Genomic DNA, 20853 nt, shown 5'->3' on the forward strand with positions numbered 1-20853 from the left:
CTTATGAAAGTTTTTTCCGTATTTTCAAAAAAGCAAGTTAATGATTATTTCAAAGATGTGATTTATATTGAAGAGGAATTCTCAGTCGGAGCAGCCTGCTTCAGCTGGGTATGGGCGCTTTACTGTCGCATGTGGTGCACAAGTGCACTTATCTTTTTAGCGTATTTTATACTATATTTATTGTTTTCTTGGGCTAAAATCAATCAGGATGCTTTTATGCTGTTGTTTTTAGTACTCTCGCTTTACATCGGGTCGTTCGCAAAGGATTGGTATGCAAAAAGCCTAACTAAAAAGGGTTATGATTTCAAAGGAGTGATTGCAGCTCACAATTTGGAAGAAGCACAGCTGAAATATATCGCTCAGGAAACGGACAAGGCTATGGTAGGAGTTTAATAGCCGGCGTTTTATAAAACCTTTCAAATATTATTTTATAGCTATTTTCATATAAGTTGATTTGATTATCTGTGTAGTAAATTAAGTTACAACCCATACAATAGCACTTATTTAACCCGGGTGCATTATAACAATTAAAGATATAGTATGTTAAGTTGAATATCTTACATACATGGAGCATAGTTAAACTATAAAAAATTAAACTAAGTTTGCGTATAAATGACATAGTCATTTATACGAGCACGCGCCATAAATGGCCGCGAGGCGCGTGCTTCTTATTATCTAATTTTTCAGTTGCAGACTATATAGTCATATTAAACTTAACTTATTGCATTCGGATAAACGCGTTAGATATTCAACTTATTTTACTATACATAGAATACTAGGTATTAAATTCCGTTTCTGCTTTTGGCAGGGCAGCTACTATTTTTATGCACTTATTTAGACGATAATAAAAATATAAGTTATAAACCACTGAAAGTACACAAGTTACAATGCATGTTGGAAGATTATCCAAGCTAATGATTAGATTTTCTAAAAATTGCGCTTCTGTATTATATATAGCGATTAATAAAACAACTAATGTTCCAGGTAGAGCTATTATAATAGAACTTCTAACCGTAATCGGTATTGAAAGGCAAATTGAGCGCTCAATGAAGGATTTACTATCACCTTTGCAATTTGTACGAAATACATAAATCATACCGAATAAAGTTAAAAGTGATTCGCAAGCACAAATGGCTATATCATATTTCGATTCAATAGTTGAACCTAAAACCATTTGTGATAGCAAAATTAGCGTTAGATAAACAAAATAATAACTAAATTTTTCGTCTCTCATTAAGGACATTATCTTTTAGTTGGTGGGCTAATTTTTTATCATTCCACAAAATCATGCTTTAAAACTTCTTCTTTTTTAAACTTGCTGCATATTATAATATATCAACTCCTAAGCCCAGCCAAAAGCTGCATAATGTCCTCAGGCAATCGGCTTTCAAAGCTGAGCTCCTGACAGGTAAAAGGATGAGTAAGTTTAAGCCTAACTGCATGCAAAGCTTGGCGTGGGAACTGTTTGATAAGCTCGGCTGTTTCTTTATTAAAGCAATTTAAATTGTGATTTAAATTAGTGCCGTAAGTTTGATCGCCGATAATCGGAGTCTTCTTATGGGTTAAATGTACTCTTATCTGATGGGTTCTACCGGTTTCAAGTTCGCATTCAACTAAGCTTATAGCGCCACCACCAAATTTTTCCAATACATTATATCTTGTGATTGCAACCCTGCCTTCATGCCTTACTACAGTCATTTTTTTTCTATCTTTCGGGTTTCTTGCAATATTAGTTTGAATTGTGCCTATATGAGGGGTAAGTGTGCCATAAACTAAAGCCAAATAGGTGCGTTTAATTTCCCTCTCTGCTAATTGCTTTGAAAGCTTGGCATGAGTGATATCATCTTTGGCAATTACAATCAGCCCTGAAGTATCTTTATCCAATCTATGTACAATCCCCGGCCTTTGGGTGCCTCCTAATTGTGATAAATTATTGCCGAAGTGATGAATAAGTGCATTTACCAAAGTATCATTGTGATTGCCGGCCCCTGGGTGCACAGTAAGATAAGGGGGCTTATCCAAAATAATTAATTCATTATCTTCATATATAATATTTAAATCTAAATTTTTAGGGGTAAGTATTGATTCCTCACAGGGTGGAACAAATATTCTTAGCTTATCTCCTTCCCTGACCGAATAAGAGATATTAGAGAAGGTACAATCATTTAAGTAAAAATTATCACCCTCTATTAACTTTTTAATTTTAGTTCTGGAAAATTCTGTTAGTTTATATGCGAGTAGCTTATCGAGTCGTAAACCTTGTTCTTCAAGTGTAACTACGAATTCAAAGGTTTGTTTATAAAACTTACTCATAAATTAAGAGGAATAATATGGGTTATCATAAAAGCAACAAGTTCGGATTATTAAATTTTTTTGTTTACGCAATAGTAATAATTTTAGGTATATGGGTTATAACTTATATAAGTAATAAATACAATTTTGTCAAAGAAGCTCCTGAAGGAGAAAGCTCTACAAGTTTGGTGTGCGAAAATCTTTCCGCTAAAATTATTCTTGAATCTAAAATTCAGGATATGAAAGAAGTTGGTAATAAGTTAATATTGCTTACCGTCCCTGAAGCAGGGAGTCAGCAGATAATCATTTTTGATTACTGTCAAAATAAAATTATAAGCGATCTCCTAATTGAAATAAAGGATAAAAAGGTTAAAGATCTGGGAGAATTAGAAAGTAACTCAATAATAGGATAAGTCTATGAAATGTCCTTTCTGCGGGTTTTTAGATAGTCAAGTTAAAGATTCCCGTCCCTCGGAGGATGGCCTAACTATTAAACGCAGAAGGTTTTGCCCTGATTGCGGAGGAAGGTTCACTACCTATGAAAGAATTGAGATGAGGGAGCTCTTTGTTATTAAAAAAGGTGGAGACAAGCGACTTTTTGACCCGTCAAAATTATTGAAATCCATGCAGGTTGCAGCGAGAAAAAGGCCGGTGGATGCGGAGCAGCTGGAAGAAATAGTATCCCGTATTACTAAAAAACTTGAGAAATACGGTGAGGGTGAGATAACTTCACAGGCAGTTGGGCAATTGGTGATGAATGAGCTTTTAAAAATTGATCAGGTGGCATACGTAAGATATGCCTCTGTATATAAAGACTTTGCGGAAGCAAGTGATTTCGGAAAATTTATTGAAAACTTAAATATTACTAAAGATGAATAACAACACTATTATTATAGCAACCGGCGGTACAGGAGGACATATATTTCCTGCACAGGCCTTATCCGATAAACTGGTTAAAGAAAATTTTAATCCGGTACTTATTTGTGATAATAGGGCGAATAAATTTCTTTACGGAAGCTTCCAATCAGTTAAAAAGTTTCAAATCAGCTCTTCTAATCTTTCGGGAGGGATAATCTCTAAGCTCCAAGGTTTAAGTTTACTGTTGATTAATATCCTAAAAGTCATATTTATTTATCTTAAAATAAAGCCGGGATGTGTGGTAGGATTCGGCGGGTATCCTGCATTGCCTAGCATTGTTGCAGCAATTATACTTAATATTCCGATCATTATGTATGAACCTAATGCAGTTTTGGGTCGTGTTAATAAATGGTTCCTGCGTTATGCAAAGGTGCTTGCTCTTTTTATGCCGAACACTACAAAAATTGCAGAAAAACATAAAAAAAAGGTGGAAGTTGTCGGGGATTTGGTTAGGGATGAACTTTTAAAGCAAGCAGAGCAAGAGAGAATTAAAAATAAAAAATTTACTTTATTAATTTTCGGAGGTAGCCAAGGAGCACAAGTTTTTTCTGAAGTCATTCCGGAAGCTGTAAAATTATTGCCGCCTCTTTTACGTAAAAAGTTATTAATTATCCAGCAGGCACGCCCTAATCTGGTGGAGCAAACTATAGAGGCTTATAAGAAAATTGAGGTAGAAGCTGTTATTAAGCCATTCTTTGAAAATATCGGCGAATTATATTTAAAAGCAGATCTGGTCATTTGCCGCTCAGGCGCTTCGACTATTTCAGAGCTGATTAACTTTAAGCTACCTGCTATTCTGGTTCCGTTCCCGCATGCAACCGATAACCATCAATACTACAATGCTTTATATCTTGTAGAAAATGCTACGGCACGCCTTATTACACAAGACAAATTTAAATCGATAGTGCTTGCGGAGCAACTTGAAGAATTGATAGAGTCAAGTATTAAGCTTAAAAAGCTTAAAACTGCTTATGATAAAATGAAAACAACTAACGGAACTCAAAAATTGTTTTCCATAGTGCGGAAGCATATGAAAAAATAAACTTAAAATCTTGATTTTAATATAGTAGCAGCTAACATTAAATTAAGGGATCGACAAAATAAGGAAAAATTATGACAGAAAGAACTATTACAGTAGCTTACGGTGACGGCATTGGCCCCGAAATAATGGAAGCTACGCTTTTCATATTAAAAGAGGCGGGAGCAAAGCTTAATATAGAAACCATAGATATCGGTGAAAAATTATATCTCAAAGGTTTCGGGTCGGGAATTTCTAAGGAAGCATGGGAGACGGTAAAGCGTAATAAAATTATTTTAAAATCACCGATTACCACCCCTCAAGGTAAGGGGTATAAAAGCCTTAACGTAACTTTTCGAAAAGGCTTGGGGTTATTTGCTAACGTGCGTCCGACTGTTTCATATTATCCTTATATTGAAAGCAACCACCAAAAGATGGATATGGTGATTGTGAGAGAAAACGAAGAAGATTTATATGCCGGTATTGAATATCGCATGACTGCTAACAGTAGCGCATGTTTTAAGCTTATATCTAGGCAGGGCTGTGAGAAAATCATAAGATATGCTTTTGAATACGCTCGTCTTAACAATAGGAAGAAAGTAACTTGTGTTTCTAAAGATAACATAATGAAAGTTACCGACGGTTCTTTCCACGCTATATTTGACGAAATTGCACCTCTCTATCCTGAAATTAAGACTGATCACTTTATAGTCGATATCGGAGCAGCAAAAATTGCTTCTCGCCCGGAGATCTTTGATGTTATAGTGACCCTGAATTTATATGGTGATATTATTTCCGATATAGCCGCGGAAGTATCAGGCTCGGTAGGCTTAGCAGGAAGCGCAAATATCGGAGAGAAATATGCGATGTTTGAAGCAATCCACGGTTCAGCTCCCGATATTGCAGGTAAAAAGATGGCTAACCCTTCAGGGTTATTAAATGGTGCAATAATGATGCTTGAATATATCGGGCAAGCTGATGTGGCGGTAAAAATCCAGAATGCCTGGCTTAAAACGATTGAAGAGGGAATCCATACCGCTGATATTTATAAAGAAGGTAAAAGTAAGAAAAAAGTTGAGACTATGGAATTTGCTAAAGCAGTCGTGGAAAATTTAGGTAAAAAGCCTGTACATTTTTCTCCCCTGGCTGAGCGCGAAGCTAAGCTTATTAACTTGCCGAAAATGGAGCTTGATACCCAAACCAAAGAAATAATAGGTGTAGATTTTTATATTGAAGACAGAAGTGCCAACCCGAAGGCTATAGCTGAGCAAGTGAAGGCTTTACACCCTAAATTAGAACTTGAAAATATTTCTCAAAGAGGAATTAAAGTTTGGCCGGAGAATGAGGTGGAAAACTTATCTTATGATTTATGGCGTTTAAGGTATATTTCTTCAAATGCAGATCATAAACTTAGCCAAAAAGATATTTTAGAGCTAAGTGAAGGGATCTCAAACAAAGGTGTAGAGATCAGCACTATTCAAATGCTTTATGTGTTTGAGGGAATGGCCGGGTTCACTAAATCCCAAGGGGATTAAAAATTAAAACTTTTAATGAGGGCACTTAGGTTAATACTAATTGTGCCCTTTATTTACCTTCAGAAGGGCTTTTTATGATAAAATATGTAATTACTATATAAAATTAATTTATTGAGATAGTGTAATAAAAATTAACTAAATATTAACTTATTCTATTGTATAGTTGAATAAATAAGGGGGGAGTGCTTATTAAGTGCTTGTTATGCTAAAAAGGGGGAGCATATGCCGAAAAAGATACAGCAAAACCAAATTTTAAGTAAACTAAAGCTTAATATTGACAGTGAATTAAAGCAATTTGCAAAAGAGTATAAAAGAGAAAGCGATAAAGGGGAGCGGGACAAACATTACAACCCGGATGATGCTTTGGATGAGCTCAAGATATATCATAAAAAAAAGATAATTAAGCATTTTGATGAATCTACAAAAAAAATGTTATGTGGCAGCACTTTAAGTTCTATGCTAAAAAAATTCGGTAAAAGAGGGAGAAAAGATATTTTAGAAGCTGTTAAAGAAATTCAAGATGAAGAGCTTGAGAAATCAGTCAAAAAAGCAGTTGATAAAATATCTAAATTTGAAAAAGAAGTTGATAAAGCCATTGAAGGTATAGCTAAAGAAGTAGAGAGCTATAAAACAGAAAAAGATTCTAAGAGCTTTTTTGAAAAATACCGTACAGTAATTTTGAAAGCCGGAGCAGTTGCTATAGCTGCCGGTGCAGCATTTTTTGTAGCTGCTGCAATGGTCGGCATAGCTGCAAGTGCGGGAATAGTATTGCCGGGTTTAGGGCTGCTGGCTGGTGCTTCAGTTATAGCTGGGGGTTTAGGAATGATGGGAGGAGGAGTTAGTTTAATAACAGGGGTAGCTGCATCCGTGGCAGGGTTGAGCGCGGTTGCAGTACAATCCGTTATGACACCGAATGAATTTAAAGATATTGCAAGTGAGAAAGCTGAAATACTAAAAAGCTTTGCTAATGTAGCGATTGAGAAAGTTAAAGAATTAGGGGCTGAAAAAGGGCAGGGAAGATAAAGCAGCTTAGCTTTCATTTATAAAGAGTACAAAACAGCGGAAGGCTTAAAATACTTTCGTTTGTTATATCAAAATTTATTTGGAAGTATCCAGGTCGATTTTAAATCCGATTGTAGGGCAAGGCATTTTAAATGCTGAGTTTTTTTCCTTAGCATAATCGGTAGGGTGTTTCTTAAAATGCTGAGTTTTTTCATATTCTTCGGCCATAATCTTATTATTAGGGCAAAGATTTTTTTGCTCTTCAAATATTAAATATAAATTGCTGCCTTCCTCTTCAAACATGGAAGGATTCTTAGTTTCTTTAAGTTTGGCCTTAGTATTAATCAGGTCTGAAGCATTTTCATGCACCATGTCTTTTTCCTGAGGAACTTTTAGATAATTAGTTTCCAGCTTAAGCTCCGGTAAATGTGAACCGATGGGATATGGGCAATCTTGAGCAAAACCGATGTTTAGCCATAAAGCTATAAATATAAAAAACTTGGTAAAATGCTCAGACCTCATATCGCTTGCCTGATTTAACTATATTATAACTAATTTATAATATAGAAGTTAAAGTTAAAGTTCACAAGCCTTATGATAAGAAATCATATTAGTAATTGATGAAATTAAAAGAGAATGATAGCTAAACCTTTCATCTTTATGTTGCTTTAATCCTTCCAGATAATCTCCTGAAGTAATGCCAGTTGCAGCAAAAATAACCTCCCCTTGCACCATGTCATTAATTTCATAAACTTTGGTTGCATCTAAAATCCCCATGCGTTTAGCGCGCGCTTCTTCTATCTCATCCTTAAACAGTAATCTGCCTTGCATTTGCCCGCCCAACACTTTTAAAGCAGCTGCAGCCAGCACGCCTTCAGGAGCACCGCCGATACCGATATAAAGATCGATTTCCGAGCTAGGTAGTGTGGTTGCCATTGCAGTCATTACATCCCCATCTTTGATCAGTTTCACTCTTGCACCGGCTTCTCTGATATCAGCTATGAGTTTATCATGACGAGGACGATTGAGCACACATACATGGAGATCATAAATTGAGCATTTTTTAGCGATGCTTAAGTTTTTTAAGTTTTGTTTTATAGAGTTATCTAAATGGATTACTCCAACCGGGAGACCGTTACCTACCGCTATTTTCTCCATATAAGTATCAGGTGCATGCAAGAAGCCGTTTTTATTGGTCATCGCCATAACGGAAATCGAATTAGGGGCATTATGAGCACATAATGTGGTTCCTTCCAGTGGATCAAGCGCTATATCAAGCTCTACTCCTCCTCTACCTACCTGCTCACCGATATATAGCATGGGAGCTTCATCTCTTTCGCCTTCTCCGATTGCAACCACTCCGCTTATATCAAGTTCATTTAATGCGCTTCGCATTGCATTAACCGCCGCTTGATCGGCCGCCTTCTCATCACCTTTGCCTATCCAGCTATAACAGGCTCTTGCAGCTGCTTTGGTTGCTTTTAATATGCCTACATGCAGTCTTTCGTTTAGCATTTCTACTTGCTCATTAAAAATTTGCTTAATCGGAGCTTTCATTTAATATTAATATTTATAGAAAATCAGTTAGAATTTTATTATCATTGAAATAGCTAAAAGTCAAAATTTTAAGAGAAACTATGCAACTTAAAATTGCTCCATCCATACTTTCAAGTGACTTCGCAATTTTAGGCGAAGAAGTAAAGCGTATCACTGAGGCTGGCGCGGATTATATCCATATTGATGTTATGGACGGAAGCTTTGTTCCGAGTATTACTCTTGGTTCAAATGTGGTTAAATCAATCAGAAAATATAGTCCGCTTCCTTTTGATGTTCATTTAATGGTGAGTAACCCGGAACAACATGTTGAACAATTCGCGCAAGCCGGGGCCGATATTATTACTTTTCATGCGGAAGCCACAGTTCATATTGATAGGTTAATTGATAAAATTCATTCTTTAGGGAAGAAAGCAGGTATATCGTTAGTGCCAAGTAGCGATGAATCAATACTTAATTATTTATACAATAAAATTGATTCAATTCTTGTAATGACCGTGAATCCAGGGTTCGGCGGACAAAGTTTTATTGCATCTCAACTGAATAAGATAAAAAATATCAGGCGGAAAATAATTGAGTCAAAGCGGAATATTGATCTTCAAGTTGATGGCGGAATTAATGATTCTACTGCGAAAATGTGTAAAGAAGCGGGTGCAAACATTGTGATTGCGGGAAGTTATATATTTAAGGATCGAAACTATGCGGCAAATATTCAATCTTTAAAACAGGTTTAAACTTCTTTTAAGAAGCTGCTGCTTTTAAACGTTTGCGTTGGTGAGATGACGGGATATTCATCGCTTCTCTGTACTTAGTTACCGTGCGTCTTGAGATATCTATTCCTCTTGATTGTAATATTGCGGAAATTTTATCATCGGCCAGTACCTCTTTCGCTTGCTCATCTTCAATCAATTCTTTGATCTTGTTTTTAATTGTGCTTGAGGAGTAAATGTTTTCTGCGAAATTAGATTTAATTTTACTTGTAAAAAAGTATTTAATCTCAAAAGTACCGATTACAGTTGCGATAGTTTTATTACTTATTCTACTTATCGTGCTTTCGTGAAGGTTGGTTTTTTTGGCGATATCCGCAAGAGTCATAGGTTTTAAATAGTTTATTCCTTTTTCAAAAAATTCATATTGTTCCTCTGCGATGGCTGAAGTGACTTGAAATATGGTGTTAGCTCTCTGCTCGAGCGCTCGTGCGATAAACATAGCATCATGAAATCTATGCTTACAAAAAATTATGTCATCTTTAGTCTTTAAATTTTCTAATGTTTCTTTGTATAAATTGCTGTTTAAGTTAATGCTCGGGAGGTGTTCATTATTTAACTTAACTACAAGGTTAGCATGTGTATCAAAAAATATGAAAGCATCAGGGACTAATGTCTGTGTTATGTGGGTAAAAAAATTCCTACCTGGTTTCGGGTCAAGTTTCTTAATTGAAGCCATTCTTATTTTAAATTCTTCCAAGGTAATTTTAAACATTTTTATGAGCTTATTAATCTCTCCTTTTGCTATACCTTCAAGGTTCGCTAGAATATTTGCAAAAACTTCATCGTATATACCCTTTTCCTTAAGCTGTAAGCTTAAACATTCCTGTAGGTTTCGTGCATAGGCGCCTATCGGATCAAGCTTATAGAGCTTATTTAATACTGCTTCCGCTTCTGCTGTTTCGCACTTGAAAGTCGTAGCTATTTCTGAAATATTTTCGGTTAAGTAGCCGTTATCATCTAAGGAATCAGTAAACCTTACCGCAATTAGTTTTTCTTTATTATCATGTATCGTAATAAAAATTTGATCAATCAAGTGTTGTTTTAGAGTGATCTGATTATCTACTATTCGACTAATATAATCTTCTCTAAAATTACCATCATTTTCTTTGGTTCGGGCGCTTTCATAGCGGTGTTCTTCAAAATTTTCCTTAGCCCCTAAACCGGCACCTTCGGGAAAATCAATAAACGGGTTTTCAAGAATTTGAGTATCTACAAATTCTTTTAGTTCAATCGTGTTCATTTGCAGAATTTTTAATGATTGCTGCAACTGTTTAGTCATTGCCAAACTTTGAACGGTTTTAACCGTAAGTTTTTGATTAAGCATTGATTTTTATAATATTCCACCCCTTATAACTTAGAGGCTATTATACTTTAAAATATATGTCCAGAGTATTTATAAAACCTAGCTCTTGCGGCTGAAATCTATTTTATACTCTTGTAAACCTATATTTAAAATCGGGTAAAAAACTAACTTACCGTCCTTGAATAATCCTGGAGTAGTATATAGTAGTTTAGCAGGTAACTTCTCACTAAATTTGTTATAATTTTCTACTGTTGCTTCTAGTGTTTCATTGTTATAAGGAAGTTTGAAAACCGTTCTTTTTTTTATCCAGGTTTTAAGAGTTTTAAGTCCTTGTTGATTTAGTGCTCCTACAGAAAGCTCTTCCGTGACTTTGATTTCATACCTTTTATCCCAAATTGTTTCCTGATGAGGAATAAGCTTCTTTATATGCTCTACAGCTTTTAATTCTCTGTAAAACAACAAAGCTTCAGCTTTAGCCTTTATTTCACAACCCCATAATGTTTTTATAAAACTTTTGTTTTCCATAATTAAATTATATAATAATTTTAAGCTTTCAAGTCGGGGAGGGTAATGATTGCCGCTTACTCGGTTTAGTGTTTTCGTTAAAATTCTAAGCGCTATTTCCTCATCAAGCTTTAAAAATTCTGCCTTATTTAAATATATTTCTCCGAATTTGCCCTCATAGGATATTTCTTCATACACCTTATTTGAATGGCTATTTAAAAAGCTTTTAGCTCTTGTGGAATTTTTAGCGAGTAAATTCAATCTTGATATTATAAGCTGTTTTTCCGGTAATGCGTTAATCAGCTTCCTGATTTTAGAGCGCTCGTATTTTTCGTTTAAGTTGGAAGGATCATTTACCCATTCCCATTCTGCATATGTTAAAGTTGCCTCAATTTCTTCTCTGGAAAACGAAAGGAGAGGGCGCAGTATGCTTATATTATTTATTTCATAATGCATCGGTATGCCGGTAAGCCCGTCTATTCCCGTGCCGCGGAATATACGCATCAACACTGTTTCCGCTTGATCATTTCTATTATGTGCGGTAAGTAGGTATTTAATATTATTTTTTTTGCAAAAGTTGGTGAGCAAATTATATCTCTCTTCTCTTGCAATCGCATGAAGATTAGCTTTAGGCTTTTTCGTATGGAAAGTTAATATCTCTGTTCTCAGCTCTTTCTCTAAGAGTCTTTTTCTTACCGATTCCGCTTCAATTGTAGATTCTTGCCTAAATTTATGATCAACAATTAAGCAGATTATCTCGGTATTTGTGGCTTTAGCCCACTCTCTGCATAAGTATGTAAGGCACATGCTATCCGCTCCGCCCGATACTGCAATTGCAATTCTATCAACTTGTTTATGTTCTAATAAGCTTCTAATCTCAGCTTCAAATATAGAGAAATCTATAATCATTTATTAATTCTATATAATTTTATTAAAAGAATTATAAGTGAAACACTCATTTTTAACAATATTTACTGCTTAATAATAAGAAAATAAACTCATGTGAAATTGTAGTATTTATCTTTGGATAACGATAAATAATAATTTGCATTTAGGATTATATTTTATGTATACATTATAATATATTAACGGCAATGCAAAATATAAGATGGAGTAATGTAAATTAATATGAAATAATAATAGATATAAATACAGTGTATTTTTAATTGATTATAATAAATATAAAAAACTAATATCAGTAACTAATGAGAAAAATTGTTCTAGTAGAAGATAATGAAATTAATGCTAAGCTTATTAGAGACTTTTTAAAATTTAAGGGTTATGATGTAATTATTGTAACAAGTGGATTGGATGCCAAAGAAATTGTGCTTAAAGAGTTACCTAAGCTTATTTTAATGGATATTCAGCTTTTTGGAATGTCAGGTATTGAAGCTGCTAAATCTATCAAGGAGGATCCGATTTTGAAAAATATCCCGATTATAGCGGTCTCTGCATTTTCTAAAGAGAAACTTGAAGAAAAAGATCTTTCGGAATTTTTTATAGACTATGTTGAAAAACCGATAGATTTCCAAAGCTTCGGCTTAAAAATAGAAAAGTTTATGGTTTGAAAAATGACAGCAAAAATCTTAGTAGTCGATGATATAGTATTTAATGTCAAATTGCTGGAAACCAAGCTAAAACAGGAATATTATGAAGTATTCGTGGCAAATAACGGGGTGGAAGCAGTTAAAAAAGCTAAGGAGCTTAACCCGGATATTATTTTAATGGATGTCATGATGCCGGAAATGGATGGCATTGAAGCAACAAAAATAATAAAAAATGACCCGAATACTATGCATATTCCTATCATAATCGTGACCGCGTTGAATGCGCAGGAAGATAAGGTAAACGGCTTAAGTGCAGGTGCTGATGACTTTTTAACCAAACCTATTAATGATCATGCGCTTATTACCCGTATTAAATCATTGCTCAGATTAAAATTCATGATGGATGAGCTGAGGGCAAGGCATGTTACCAGCAACCAACTCGGGGTAGGTGAAGAAATCATTATCGATGAAAGCAATAAGATTGAAGGGGCGAAAGTAATCTTAGTTGATGATGATGTTGCACAAGCAAAAAAAATTAAAGAAAAATTAAATTCCGCAGGAATCAGCGTTGATATAGTCACTGAGGAGCAGGAAACTTTAAGCTTAGCTGAAAAAAACAACTATGGGCTATTTATAATAAGTACCCAGCTTATAGATTCAGATGGGTTAAGACTATGCTCTCATATTAAAAATCATGACAAGCTTAGAGGTATTCCAATTTTAATTATAGTTGAAGAGGCTGACGAGAAGACTTTAACTAAGGGCCTGGAAATGGGAGTGAATGATTATCTGCTTTACCCGGTGGAATCAAATGAGCTTTTGGCCAGAACTACTACGCAAATTAAAAGAAAGAATTATCAGGATGCGTTAAGGGAAAATTATATACATAATCTTTCTCTATCCGTAATTGATCAATTAACTAATCTTTATAACCGCCGATATTTTGATATTCATATAAAAAACCTGGTTACTAATGCAGCTTCCACCGGGAAAAGCTTATCTTTAATCATGCTGGATATCGATCACTTTAAAAATATAAACGACACCTATGGTCACCAAGCCGGGGATGTTATCATACAAGAGGTTGCAAGGAGAATTCTGCTCGGCGTAAGGCCTACCGATTTAAGTGCCAGGTACGGCGGAGAAGAGTTTGTAGTTATATTACCTGATACTAAACTTGAAGATGCGATTAAAGTTAGTGAAAGAATTAGGCAGTCAGTTGAGATGTATCCGCTTACTACCGTGGATTCCTTAGAAATTAAGTGTACGTTAAGTTTAGGTGTTAGTGCTTTAAACAGTGATGATTCCCCTGAAAATCTTTTAAAAAGGGCGGATCAATGCTTATATAAAGCTAAAGAAGGCGGAAGAAACAGGGTGGTTGCCGAGGAAGCTTTTTTCACCTGATTTTTAATAATTTAAACAAGTATAAAAAAACAGCTATATAAATGATATGGAATATACATATAAAGAAGAAGAGCAGGGTATAAAATTAAAGTTAACGGGAAAGTTTACTTTCACGGATAATAAAGCTTTTCTATCCTTTATAGAAGATACTATTGCTAAAAATTTTAATACTCTTTTTATTGACCTTGCAGGGGTGGATTTTATTGATTCGGCAGCCCTTGGTATTTTATTGCTTACCAGAGATAAATGCGCAAATACTAATATCAAATTAATTTTATGCAGTCCGGAAGGGCAAGTTAAGCAAATGTTTAAAATTTCCAAGTTCGACCGGCTGTTTGATATACGGTAGTCGGGTTGCTGGTGTATGACACAGTTTTATTAGATTTATTTTAAGCTTTCCTTATTGAGAACGAGTTCATTATTATAGGAATTTAAGGATGTTCAAAGTATGATTTTATACCGATAACAAACGCCTGGAATTGTGTAAAATATAAGCTTCTAAGTATAGCGGCACCACACCCCTCCTAGCCTCTACTTCGGGTGCCAGCTCATAAAAAACTCTTAATTGATTTTTATACATACTTAATATTTGTTTAATTGATTTGCAGTACTCCAGAGAAAATATTTGCTTAATAATGCACAATGGCTGGAGGATAAAGAAGCTGCTAAGCGAATCACTATAGATCGTGGAGTGTCTTCAAGATTCTGAAAATATAGAACTGATTTTGCATTTGTGATGTTATAAGGATATGAATCACTTTTTTTATTAAACCATTATTAATTTTATGTTATTATATTACTGTTATGGGAAATTTGTAGTAATGGGGCGAGTGATGAAAATATCAGAGGGTAAAATAAATTATACCGAAATCAGTAATGAAACTAAGAAGCTAGTTGAAAAGATAAGCTCAATTAAGTCCAATTCTGCTGAGAAGGTTGTTGCTTCAAAGAAAATGGATAAAGCGGAAAAAGGGGAATCTAATCAGCAATCTGAAGGAAAGTCAGGAAGCCTTAAATTAGCTGAAGCGCTTGAAGAGATGACAAAGGATTTTGATTTTAATATTTGGTTAGAGCTTAAGCCGGTAGAGAGAATGAAAGTTGCAGGGTTTAGTCAAAATTTAGTTAATATATTAAGCCAATTTGGGATCACTCCAGATTATATGGAAGGATATAATGCGCTTGGCAGGGACGGTGATAAGCTATCTGCTTTAATTGAGCAATGGCCTGTACTCAAAGAATATCTAATTAAAAACGTTGATACATTATTAGACATAACTAAGGATTATAAAGACTATATAGAAGCGCAAAACAAAGAGACAAGTCAGATTATGAATCCTATTACGGATGCTAGGTATAATTCTGTCACAGAGGATCAATCATTAGTATCCTATACTGCGAGCAAAGATGTCTTTATAGCTTCAATAAGGGAGGCTTTGAATGCAAATGATATTAAAACAGCTCAGGAGAAAACTTACTTATATTTTTCAAAAATTTATGATCTTGCAGATCGTGAAAGTTTGTTAAGAGATAAAGATAGTTTTAATAAACTAATGGAAAGAGATGTGAAGCAGCTTGTGCAACAGCTTGCAGGGAGAGAGAATGAATTAGTTGAAATTCTGATTACCAGCCAAGATAAATTAGATAAGGCAATGGAGCAAAGTGTATACCAAGTTGCAAAGAAATATGGTGAGGTAGAAGAAAATGAGTTTAATTCATTAATCGAAAAGCATACTCGTAAAAATGAGGTCATTAAGACCATGCTCTATAATGATGAGATGCGGGAGGTTATGGTTAGTGCAATAGCTCATAACCATATAAAGCCTCTAACTGAACATTTACAGAAATACAGCAAATCTAACGATACTAAGCACTTAGATCATTTTGCCCAAGATTTTGAAAAAATGACTAGTACTCTATCCTCCGCACTAGAGGGTGTTAAACAAGAAGGGTATAATAAACACTTAGCAACAGCTATGAAAGAAATGGTGACGGAAATACATAACTCCTTAACTAATAGAGAAAGCTTTAAGGCTGATTTTAGAAGGTTTAAGAATAATTTTTGTAAAGAAATTGATAATAAATTATTAGCAAACGAAAGCAAAGGTTCGTCAGATAAAAAATTTAATCTTTTAGACTTGGTAAACGATTTGGTTCAATCATTGCTTACTAAGCTACATGCTAAAGCTTCCCTTTCAGAAAAGTATAAAGCAGAAACTTTTGTTGAAAGGGTAACCAAGCATGCTTCTGATAACTCGCATACAAGGTGATTGTGTTTACTGATTTAGCTGATTACTGTTAAATAACAGGGTCGATATTATATCAGAGCAAAAAAGACATCCGATATAACACTGCCCTCTTTTTTAAATTAACAATATTGTAACTTTAGCCCTAAAAAACCATCCCATTGAATTCCTGCCTTTTGCTGCATAGCCTGCAAATACTCTATGCCGCTTTTCTCTCTTTATATGACATGCTTTTATTGAAGTAGAATCAGCAATAATAATGCACAATAGCCGGAAGGCGATGAGGGGGAGGCAGCTAAACAGATGAGCAGAGGTTAAGGATGTGAAGAATTTACCCTGTAATTATACTATTGAAGCCCTGCTGCTTAAGGATCGATCGAAGGTGTCAATAAAATTTCTAGCTCTTTCAATACGGTTTATAATTGTCGGGCGGCGGGTGTTTTCACTACCTTGTGATATAGGATCCAATATTTGAATTAACGGATTTGCAAAGCTATTATCTAATGCTTTTATAAAAGCTTTTTTGCCGACGGCTTTTATTGCAACATCATCGGCTTCATATTCATTATGTTGAGAAAATGCTTTCCCTATATTGCTTAGAATTGTGTTTACATATACTACAGGTAAAATATTTGAGCTTATAACTTCCGCGGTAGTAATACATATCTTTAGTAATAGCTTTTTCAAAGTGTGATGATGCTGTATATGCCCTAGTTCACATGCAATTATTGCATTAAGGCATTTTATGGTTTTGGTACTATCGCCATTGTTTTTGTTAAGGTGATAATTAATCGTTCCTATATTTAATTCAACAAACGGTTTTACAACTATTTCTCCTACTGATGCTCCTCCGAAAAATGGATTATTATTGATATATAATTTTATGTCTTTTGATACACCTATGCTTTCTTTTAATTTTTTAAAAGAGAAATTTATCTCTTTTAACAATAATTTTAAATTTTCTTTATCGGTTTTATCAGCATACTGGCTAATTTTATTTAGTTGGTGAGATTTTATAAAATACATGGTATTATATCCCATAATTCTTTCTAAGATATAATCCGATGCTATCGTAAGCAGATTAATAATCTTGATAGTATTGTTACGGGCAGTATCATGTCTCACTAATAAATCAGAAAAGGAAACGGAAAGGTAGGAAGGTGCAACAGAGAAGATGACAAGTGCCGTACATGCCGTAAAAGCAAATTCCCATAAATGTGATCTTATATAATATTGAATAGAATTTTTTATAAATTCATAGTCCCAAGGATTGGGTTTAAGTTGTAAATACATAGATGTTAAGCCCAATGCCATATAAGCTATCTGTATATAATTCGAATAACCGTCTAAGGCATAAATAAGCCCTGCGCTTAGGGCGGTTCCTACCCAAGGGTTTATAAATAGACCATGATAATTTTTTAAAATATTATAATACATTTCTAATACTAAAGTTAATAATGGCGGTAATATAATATGAATAAATTAAATAAATAGGAGTATTAGGTTAATTTATTATTAACTTATTAATAAATTATTACTGAAAAAGATATAAAGTGTGAAAGGCTAAAAATTATAAACTTTAAGCCGTTTAATTTTATTATGTTTTTAAATACTGTATTAAGTTGAATATCCTATATGCATGGAGCATAGCTAAACTATAAAAAATTAAACTAAGTTTGCGTATAAATGACAATGTCATTTATACGGGCACGCGCCGTAAATGGCGGCAAGGCGCGCGCTTCTTATTATTCTTATTATCTGATTTTTAAGTTGTAGGCTATATAGTCATATTAAACTTAACTTAACTTATTTTATTTGAATAAAAGTGTTAGATATTTAACTTAATTTACTATACTACACCCCTTAAATAAAGCTACCAAGCGGAGATAAATCTAAGCTATTTTCAATAGTTTCAAGAATTTCAAAAAGCTCCTTGCACAGTGTGCTTAAGCCGGCTTCGCTAAAACTTTCCACTCTTACAACCAGGCAATTTTGTGTATTTGAAGCACGCACCAGCCACCAGCCTAAATCATTGTTTACTCTGACACCATCAATATTATTAATGCTTAAACCGAGTTTTTCGGCATACAAGGTAACTTCATCAATGATTTTAAACTTTCTTTTTTCCGTACATTCAATTCTGATTTCAGGAGTAGATATGGTTTTAGGTAACTCATCATAAATTTCAGTTAATGATTTCTCGTCGTCATATAAAATTTTCAATAACCTGACTGCGGCAAAAATTGCATCATCATAGCCATAATAATCTTCGGCAAAGAACACGTGTCCGCTCATTTCGCCTGCAAGCATAGCATTTTCTTCTTTCATTTTCTGCTTAATTAAAGAGTGCCCCGTCTTCCATAAAATATCTTCTCCGCCCCAGTTTCTGATACTTTCAAAAACAACTTGGCTGGTTTTGACGTCAGCTATGATTTTTGCATTTTTATTTCTGCTAAGCAAATCTTTTGCATATATCATAAGCAGCTGATCACCGTATAGTATTCTACCCTCACTATCAATTACCCCTATCCGATCACCGTCGCCATCAAAGGCTATACCTAAATCTGCTCCTTCTTTCTTAACTTCATCTATCAGTTGTACCAAATTCTCTGGTTGGGTGGGATCAGCATGGTGAGATGGAAATGTCCCATCTACCTTACCGTTAATAACTTTATGTTCACCGGGCAATCTTTCAACCAATTGCTTGATTACTTCACAAGCCGCTCCGTTAGCCGGATCCCATACTACCTTTAGTTTCTTTAAAATGGAATTAGAAGGAGTGTTGAGCTTAATAATTTTACTGAGGTAAGCTTCAATAATATTAGTTGTTTTAACTTCGCCGCTGCTATCGATAAACTTTCCTCTTTTCGCAATCTCTCCCAGTTCCGATATATCCCGGTCAAAAACCGAGGCATGGTCGGCAACCATTTTAAAACCGTTTTGATCAGGCGGGTTGTGGGAGCCGGTTATCATGATTCCGGAGACAAAGCCCGGGATATGATGGGTAGCGAAATAAAGTACCGGAGTCGGCACTAACCCGATTCTTACTACTTCAACGTTTGACTCGCTTAATCCTTCCGTCAGCTCCTTTTCAAGGGAAGGAGAGCTGATTCTTCCGTCGTAACCGACGCACACCTTAAGCGGTATATTCTTATTGTGTAAAAACACGGCAAAACTTTTGCCTAAATAATATGCATCAGCTTCATTGAGGTTTTTACCGAAGGTACCTCTGATATCATATTTCCTTAAGATTTCTTGATCAAAAAAATGTTTAGCGGTTTCTTTTAAAGCTTTCATAATTATTCGTCTGCCTCGATTGAAATTGCATGTAGTCCCATTTTTATCTCTTCTGCCAGGGTTTTATAAATTAACTGATGCATAGAGATCTTAGTTTTGTCTTTAAAACTTGATGATTTTATTTTTATTTTAATGTGAGTAACGGTGCCCTGTTTGTAGTTTAAATGCCCCTTATGTGCTAATGAATCATCCGATACTTCCAGGTAATCAGGATGAAATGCCGACCTTAGCTTATTATCAATTTTTATAATTGAAACCATTATATCAGCCCCATCGCATATTTCATAAACATTTTTTTTATAGTAGGTATTTTATTTATAGTTTTTAGTCCAATTCCTCGTATTAATTTTAAAGGCTTAATATTATTAGAAAACAATAAATTTAAATGGTGAGTTGCCTCTATCATCACATTGTTATCAACTTTCCTTGTTCTCTCATATTCTTTAAGCATTAATTCCGAGCCGATATCCAAACCCAATTCCAAGTTTTGTTCAATTAGCTCGGCAAGCTCTGAGGCGTCTCTAATCCCTAAATTTAATCCTTGTCCGGCTATAGGGTGGATTCCATGTGCTGCATCTCCGGCTAAAGCGAGCCTTGGTGCAATATAATTTTTTGCACTGATTAATTTAAGCGGAAAAAATTTAATATCACCGGTTACCTTTAACTCCCCTAAATAATCACCGAATTTCTTTGCTATAATTTCTGCAATTGTTTCTTTATCAAGCTCTGCAATTGCTGCTGCATGCTTGGATTCACAAGTCCAAACTACGGCCGAACTATATCCGCCGACTTTCGGTAAAATAGCAAAAGGTCCTTCAGGCATAAATTTTTCAATTGCTGCACCTTCATGGTTGTGAGTATGTGAAATATCGCACACAATTGCTGATTGTTTATAATCGAAATTTTGTACGCCTATTCCTGAAAATCTTCTAACCCAGGAATTTCTGCCGTCACATCCAACTATGAGTGAAGCGGTGAACTCCTGCCCATCTTTAAATTTAATTTGAGATTTATGTTTTTCAGCTATTATATTATCTGCTTCCAGATTATAAAACAGAGATATATTTGGGGTGTTAATTGCTTTGTTATACAACCTTTCCAGCAACACATGCTCTTCAATCATTATGCCGAACTTGTTTAAGCCCAGTTCCTGTGGGTTGAAATCAAGGTAAGCGGTAGTTCCTTCCTCTAAAACTCTAATAAAAGTAATCGGCTCAGCTTCACTCTCAAACAGGTCATCTATATAATATTTTTTATAAATATCCATGGAAGCTTTGGCAATTGCCAGTAAACGGGATGGCTCATTATTCTTTTTAGCCAAATTCAGGTTTTGCTTCTCTACTACAGCGATTTTGAGATCAAGCTTTGCAAGAAAAAGTGCCAGGGTAAGCCCCATATAGCTGCCGCCGAATATAACCGCATCGAAAGGTTGGGGGGTATTCATCCGCTGTCTGTTACTATTTTTA

23 protein-coding genes are annotated in these 20853 nt (G+C 34.8%); 11 read left to right on the forward strand and 12 right to left on the reverse strand.

What is annotated here, in order from left to right:
- Positions 1-3: 3 nt before the first annotated feature.
- Positions 4-393, forward strand: coding sequence for a hypothetical protein (locus NF27_RS03860; RefSeq protein WP_039455900.1), 390 nt, complete (start codon positions 4-6; stop codon positions 391-393).
- A gap of 382 nt (positions 394-775) precedes the next feature.
- On the opposite strand, the gene NF27_RS03865 is transcribed toward NF27_RS03860, so the two are convergent.
- Both NF27_RS03865 and NF27_RS03870 read right to left on the reverse strand, forming a co-directional pair.
- Positions 776-1234, reverse strand: coding sequence for a hypothetical protein (locus tag NF27_RS03865; protein WP_152606837.1), 459 nt, complete (start codon positions 1232-1234; stop codon positions 776-778).
- 101 nt (positions 1235-1335) lie between these two features.
- A complete protein-coding gene (locus NF27_RS03870) occupies positions 1336-2313 on the reverse strand; it encodes an RluA family pseudouridine synthase (protein ID WP_039455904.1) in 978 nt (325 codons plus the stop codon).
- Positions 2314-2330: 17 nt separating this feature from the next.
- On the opposite strand from NF27_RS03870, the gene NF27_RS03875 reads away from it, so the two are divergent.
- From NF27_RS03875 to NF27_RS03895, 5 genes are all read left to right on the forward strand, one after another.
- The gene (locus NF27_RS03875) at positions 2331-2705 is read left to right on the forward strand and encodes a hypothetical protein (RefSeq protein WP_039455906.1); all 375 of its coding nucleotides are present in this window, start codon (positions 2331-2333) and stop codon (positions 2703-2705) included.
- A 4-nt stretch (positions 2706-2709) separates the two neighbouring features.
- Positions 2710-3171 carry a transcriptional regulator NrdR gene (nrdR, locus tag NF27_RS03880; protein ID WP_039455908.1) on the forward strand — a complete coding sequence of 154 codons (462 nt, stop codon included), beginning with the start codon at positions 2710-2712 and terminating at the stop codon, positions 3169-3171.
- Complete coding sequence (gene murG, locus NF27_RS03885) at positions 3164-4252, forward strand: undecaprenyldiphospho-muramoylpentapeptide beta-N-acetylglucosaminyltransferase (RefSeq protein ID WP_039455910.1); 1089 nt, start codon at positions 3164-3166, stop codon at positions 4250-4252. Before nrdR ends, murG begins: the two co-directional genes overlap by 8 nt.
- A 71-nt stretch (positions 4253-4323) precedes the next feature.
- On the forward strand, positions 4324-5763 hold the full coding sequence (locus NF27_RS03890) for an NADP-dependent isocitrate dehydrogenase (RefSeq protein ID WP_039455912.1): 1440 nt from the start codon (positions 4324-4326) through the stop codon (positions 5761-5763).
- A 222-nt stretch (positions 5764-5985) separates the two neighbouring features.
- On the forward strand, positions 5986-6786 hold the full coding sequence (locus tag NF27_RS03895; protein WP_039455914.1) for a hypothetical protein: 801 nt from the start codon (positions 5986-5988) through the stop codon (positions 6784-6786).
- Between the two features lie 75 nt (positions 6787-6861).
- On the opposite strand, the gene NF27_RS11115 is transcribed toward NF27_RS03895, so the two are convergent.
- Both NF27_RS11115 and glpX read right to left on the reverse strand, forming a co-directional pair.
- Positions 6862-7287 (reverse strand): hypothetical protein, encoded by a 426-nt coding sequence (locus tag NF27_RS11115; RefSeq protein ID WP_053332555.1) that lies wholly within the window; start codon positions 7285-7287, stop codon positions 6862-6864.
- 54 nt (positions 7288-7341) lie between these two features.
- A complete protein-coding gene (gene glpX / locus NF27_RS03905; RefSeq protein WP_039456089.1) occupies positions 7342-8280 on the reverse strand; it encodes a class II fructose-bisphosphatase in 939 nt (312 codons plus the stop codon).
- 122 nt (positions 8281-8402) lie between these two features.
- On the opposite strand from glpX, the gene rpe reads away from it, so the two are divergent.
- The gene (rpe, locus tag NF27_RS03910; RefSeq protein ID WP_039455918.1) at positions 8403-9053 is read left to right on the forward strand and encodes a ribulose-phosphate 3-epimerase; all 651 of its coding nucleotides are present in this window, start codon (positions 8403-8405) and stop codon (positions 9051-9053) included.
- A 7-nt stretch (positions 9054-9060) separates the two neighbouring features.
- On the opposite strand, the gene rpoN is transcribed toward rpe, so the two are convergent.
- A complete protein-coding gene (rpoN, locus tag NF27_RS03915) occupies positions 9061-10413 on the reverse strand; it encodes an RNA polymerase factor sigma-54 (protein ID WP_039455920.1) in 1353 nt (450 codons plus the stop codon).
- Between the two features lie 78 nt (positions 10414-10491).
- Positions 10492-11805: a tRNA lysidine(34) synthetase TilS gene (gene tilS, locus NF27_RS03920; protein ID WP_039455922.1), complete on the reverse strand. Its 1314-nt coding sequence runs from the start codon at positions 11803-11805 to the stop codon at positions 10492-10494.
- A 296-nt stretch (positions 11806-12101) separates the two neighbouring features.
- Here tilS and NF27_RS03925 point away from each other — a divergent pair, with 296 nt between their 5' ends.
- The 3 genes from NF27_RS03925 to NF27_RS03935 are packed head-to-tail and all read left to right on the forward strand — an operon-like array spanning position 12102 to position 14196.
- Positions 12102-12464: a response regulator gene (locus NF27_RS03925; RefSeq protein WP_038538650.1), complete on the forward strand. Its 363-nt coding sequence runs from the start codon at positions 12102-12104 to the stop codon at positions 12462-12464.
- Between the two features lie 3 nt (positions 12465-12467).
- On the forward strand, positions 12468-13847 hold the full coding sequence (locus tag NF27_RS03930) for a PleD family two-component system response regulator (RefSeq protein ID WP_039455925.1): 1380 nt from the start codon (positions 12468-12470) through the stop codon (positions 13845-13847).
- Positions 13848-13893: 46 nt separating this feature from the next.
- A complete protein-coding gene (locus NF27_RS03935; protein WP_038538644.1) occupies positions 13894-14196 on the forward strand; it encodes an STAS domain-containing protein in 303 nt (100 codons plus the stop codon).
- A 105-nt stretch (positions 14197-14301) separates the two neighbouring features.
- Here the strand turns inward: NF27_RS03935 and NF27_RS13135 are convergent, their stop codons facing one another.
- Positions 14302-14427: a hypothetical protein gene (locus NF27_RS13135; protein WP_275574604.1), complete on the reverse strand. Its 126-nt coding sequence runs from the start codon at positions 14425-14427 to the stop codon at positions 14302-14304.
- Between the two features lie 253 nt (positions 14428-14680).
- Between NF27_RS13135 and NF27_RS03940 the strand changes: the two genes are divergently transcribed.
- The gene (locus tag NF27_RS03940; protein ID WP_039455927.1) at positions 14681-16114 is read left to right on the forward strand and encodes a hypothetical protein; all 1434 of its coding nucleotides are present in this window, start codon (positions 14681-14683) and stop codon (positions 16112-16114) included.
- A 93-nt stretch (positions 16115-16207) separates the two neighbouring features.
- Here the strand turns inward: NF27_RS03940 and NF27_RS13280 are convergent, their stop codons facing one another.
- The 5 genes from NF27_RS13280 to NF27_RS03960 form a co-directional block, all read right to left on the reverse strand.
- Positions 16208-16357 (reverse strand): transposase, encoded by a 150-nt coding sequence (locus NF27_RS13280; protein ID WP_161791795.1) that lies wholly within the window; start codon positions 16355-16357, stop codon positions 16208-16210.
- 75 nt (positions 16358-16432) lie between these two features.
- On the reverse strand, positions 16433-17527 hold the full coding sequence (locus tag NF27_RS03945) for a M48 family metalloprotease (RefSeq protein ID WP_039455929.1): 1095 nt from the start codon (positions 17525-17527) through the stop codon (positions 16433-16435).
- Between the two features lie 426 nt (positions 17528-17953).
- Positions 17954-19387 (reverse strand): phosphoglucomutase/phosphomannomutase PgmG, encoded by a 1434-nt coding sequence (gene pgmG, locus NF27_RS03950; RefSeq protein ID WP_053332556.1) that lies wholly within the window; start codon positions 19385-19387, stop codon positions 17954-17956.
- A gap of 2 nt (positions 19388-19389) precedes the next feature.
- Positions 19390-19647, reverse strand: a complete 258-nt coding sequence (locus NF27_RS03955; RefSeq protein ID WP_039455931.1) for a BolA family protein — start codon at positions 19645-19647, stop codon at positions 19390-19392.
- Positions 19647-20831: a UbiH/UbiF/VisC/COQ6 family ubiquinone biosynthesis hydroxylase gene (locus NF27_RS03960; protein WP_053332557.1), complete on the reverse strand. Its 1185-nt coding sequence runs from the start codon at positions 20829-20831 to the stop codon at positions 19647-19649. The genes NF27_RS03955 and NF27_RS03960 overlap by 1 nt, the downstream gene beginning before the upstream one ends.
- Positions 20832-20853 lie beyond the last annotated feature (22 nt).

It is taken from the genome of Candidatus Jidaibacter acanthamoeba, from assembly GCF_000815465.1.
In the GTDB taxonomy this organism is placed as follows: domain Bacteria; phylum Pseudomonadota; class Alphaproteobacteria; order Rickettsiales; family Midichloriaceae; genus Jidaibacter; species Jidaibacter acanthamoebae.

Bases quoted from the DNA above. Each gene is read 5' to 3' on its own strand.
- NF27_RS03860 (WP_039455900.1), top strand. From the start codon at position 4: ATGAAAGTTTTTTCCGTATTTTCAAAAAAGCAAGTTAATGATTATTTC.
- NF27_RS03865 (WP_152606837.1), bottom strand. From the start codon at position 1,234: ATGAGAGACGAAAAATTTAGTTATTATTTTGTTTATCTAACGCTAATT.
- NF27_RS03870 (WP_039455904.1), bottom strand. From the start codon at position 2,313: ATGAGTAAGTTTTATAAACAAACCTTTGAATTCGTAGTTACACTTGAA.
- NF27_RS03875 (WP_039455906.1), top strand. From the start codon at position 2,331: ATGGGTTATCATAAAAGCAACAAGTTCGGATTATTAAATTTTTTTGTT.
- nrdR (WP_039455908.1), top strand. From the start codon at position 2,710: ATGAAATGTCCTTTCTGCGGGTTTTTAGATAGTCAAGTTAAAGATTCC.
- murG (WP_039455910.1), top strand. From the start codon at position 3,164: ATGAATAACAACACTATTATTATAGCAACCGGCGGTACAGGAGGACAT.
- NF27_RS03890 (WP_039455912.1), top strand. From the start codon at position 4,324: ATGACAGAAAGAACTATTACAGTAGCTTACGGTGACGGCATTGGCCCC.
- NF27_RS03895 (WP_039455914.1), top strand. From the start codon at position 5,986: ATGCCGAAAAAGATACAGCAAAACCAAATTTTAAGTAAACTAAAGCTT.
- NF27_RS11115 (WP_053332555.1), bottom strand. From the start codon at position 7,287: ATGAGGTCTGAGCATTTTACCAAGTTTTTTATATTTATAGCTTTATGG.
- glpX (WP_039456089.1), bottom strand. From the start codon at position 8,280: ATGCTAAACGAAAGACTGCATGTAGGCATATTAAAAGCAACCAAAGCA.
- rpe (WP_039455918.1), top strand. From the start codon at position 8,403: ATGCAACTTAAAATTGCTCCATCCATACTTTCAAGTGACTTCGCAATT.
- rpoN (WP_039455920.1), bottom strand. From the start codon at position 10,413: ATGCTTAATCAAAAACTTACGGTTAAAACCGTTCAAAGTTTGGCAATG.
- tilS (WP_039455922.1), bottom strand. From the start codon at position 11,805: ATGATTATAGATTTCTCTATATTTGAAGCTGAGATTAGAAGCTTATTA.
- NF27_RS03925 (WP_038538650.1), top strand. From the start codon at position 12,102: ATGAGAAAAATTGTTCTAGTAGAAGATAATGAAATTAATGCTAAGCTT.
- NF27_RS03930 (WP_039455925.1), top strand. From the start codon at position 12,468: ATGACAGCAAAAATCTTAGTAGTCGATGATATAGTATTTAATGTCAAA.
- NF27_RS03935 (WP_038538644.1), top strand. From the start codon at position 13,894: ATGGAATATACATATAAAGAAGAAGAGCAGGGTATAAAATTAAAGTTA.
- NF27_RS13135 (WP_275574604.1), bottom strand. From the start codon at position 14,427: ATGTATAAAAATCAATTAAGAGTTTTTTATGAGCTGGCACCCGAAGTA.
- NF27_RS03940 (WP_039455927.1), top strand. From the start codon at position 14,681: ATGAAAATATCAGAGGGTAAAATAAATTATACCGAAATCAGTAATGAA.
- NF27_RS03945 (WP_039455929.1), bottom strand. From the start codon at position 17,527: ATGTATTATAATATTTTAAAAAATTATCATGGTCTATTTATAAACCCT.
- pgmG (WP_053332556.1), bottom strand. From the start codon at position 19,387: ATGAAAGCTTTAAAAGAAACCGCTAAACATTTTTTTGATCAAGAAATC.
- NF27_RS03955 (WP_039455931.1), bottom strand. From the start codon at position 19,647: ATGGTTTCAATTATAAAAATTGATAATAAGCTAAGGTCGGCATTTCAT.
- NF27_RS03960 (WP_053332557.1), bottom strand. From the start codon at position 20,831: ATGAATACCCCCCAACCTTTCGATGCGGTTATATTCGGCGGCAGCTAT.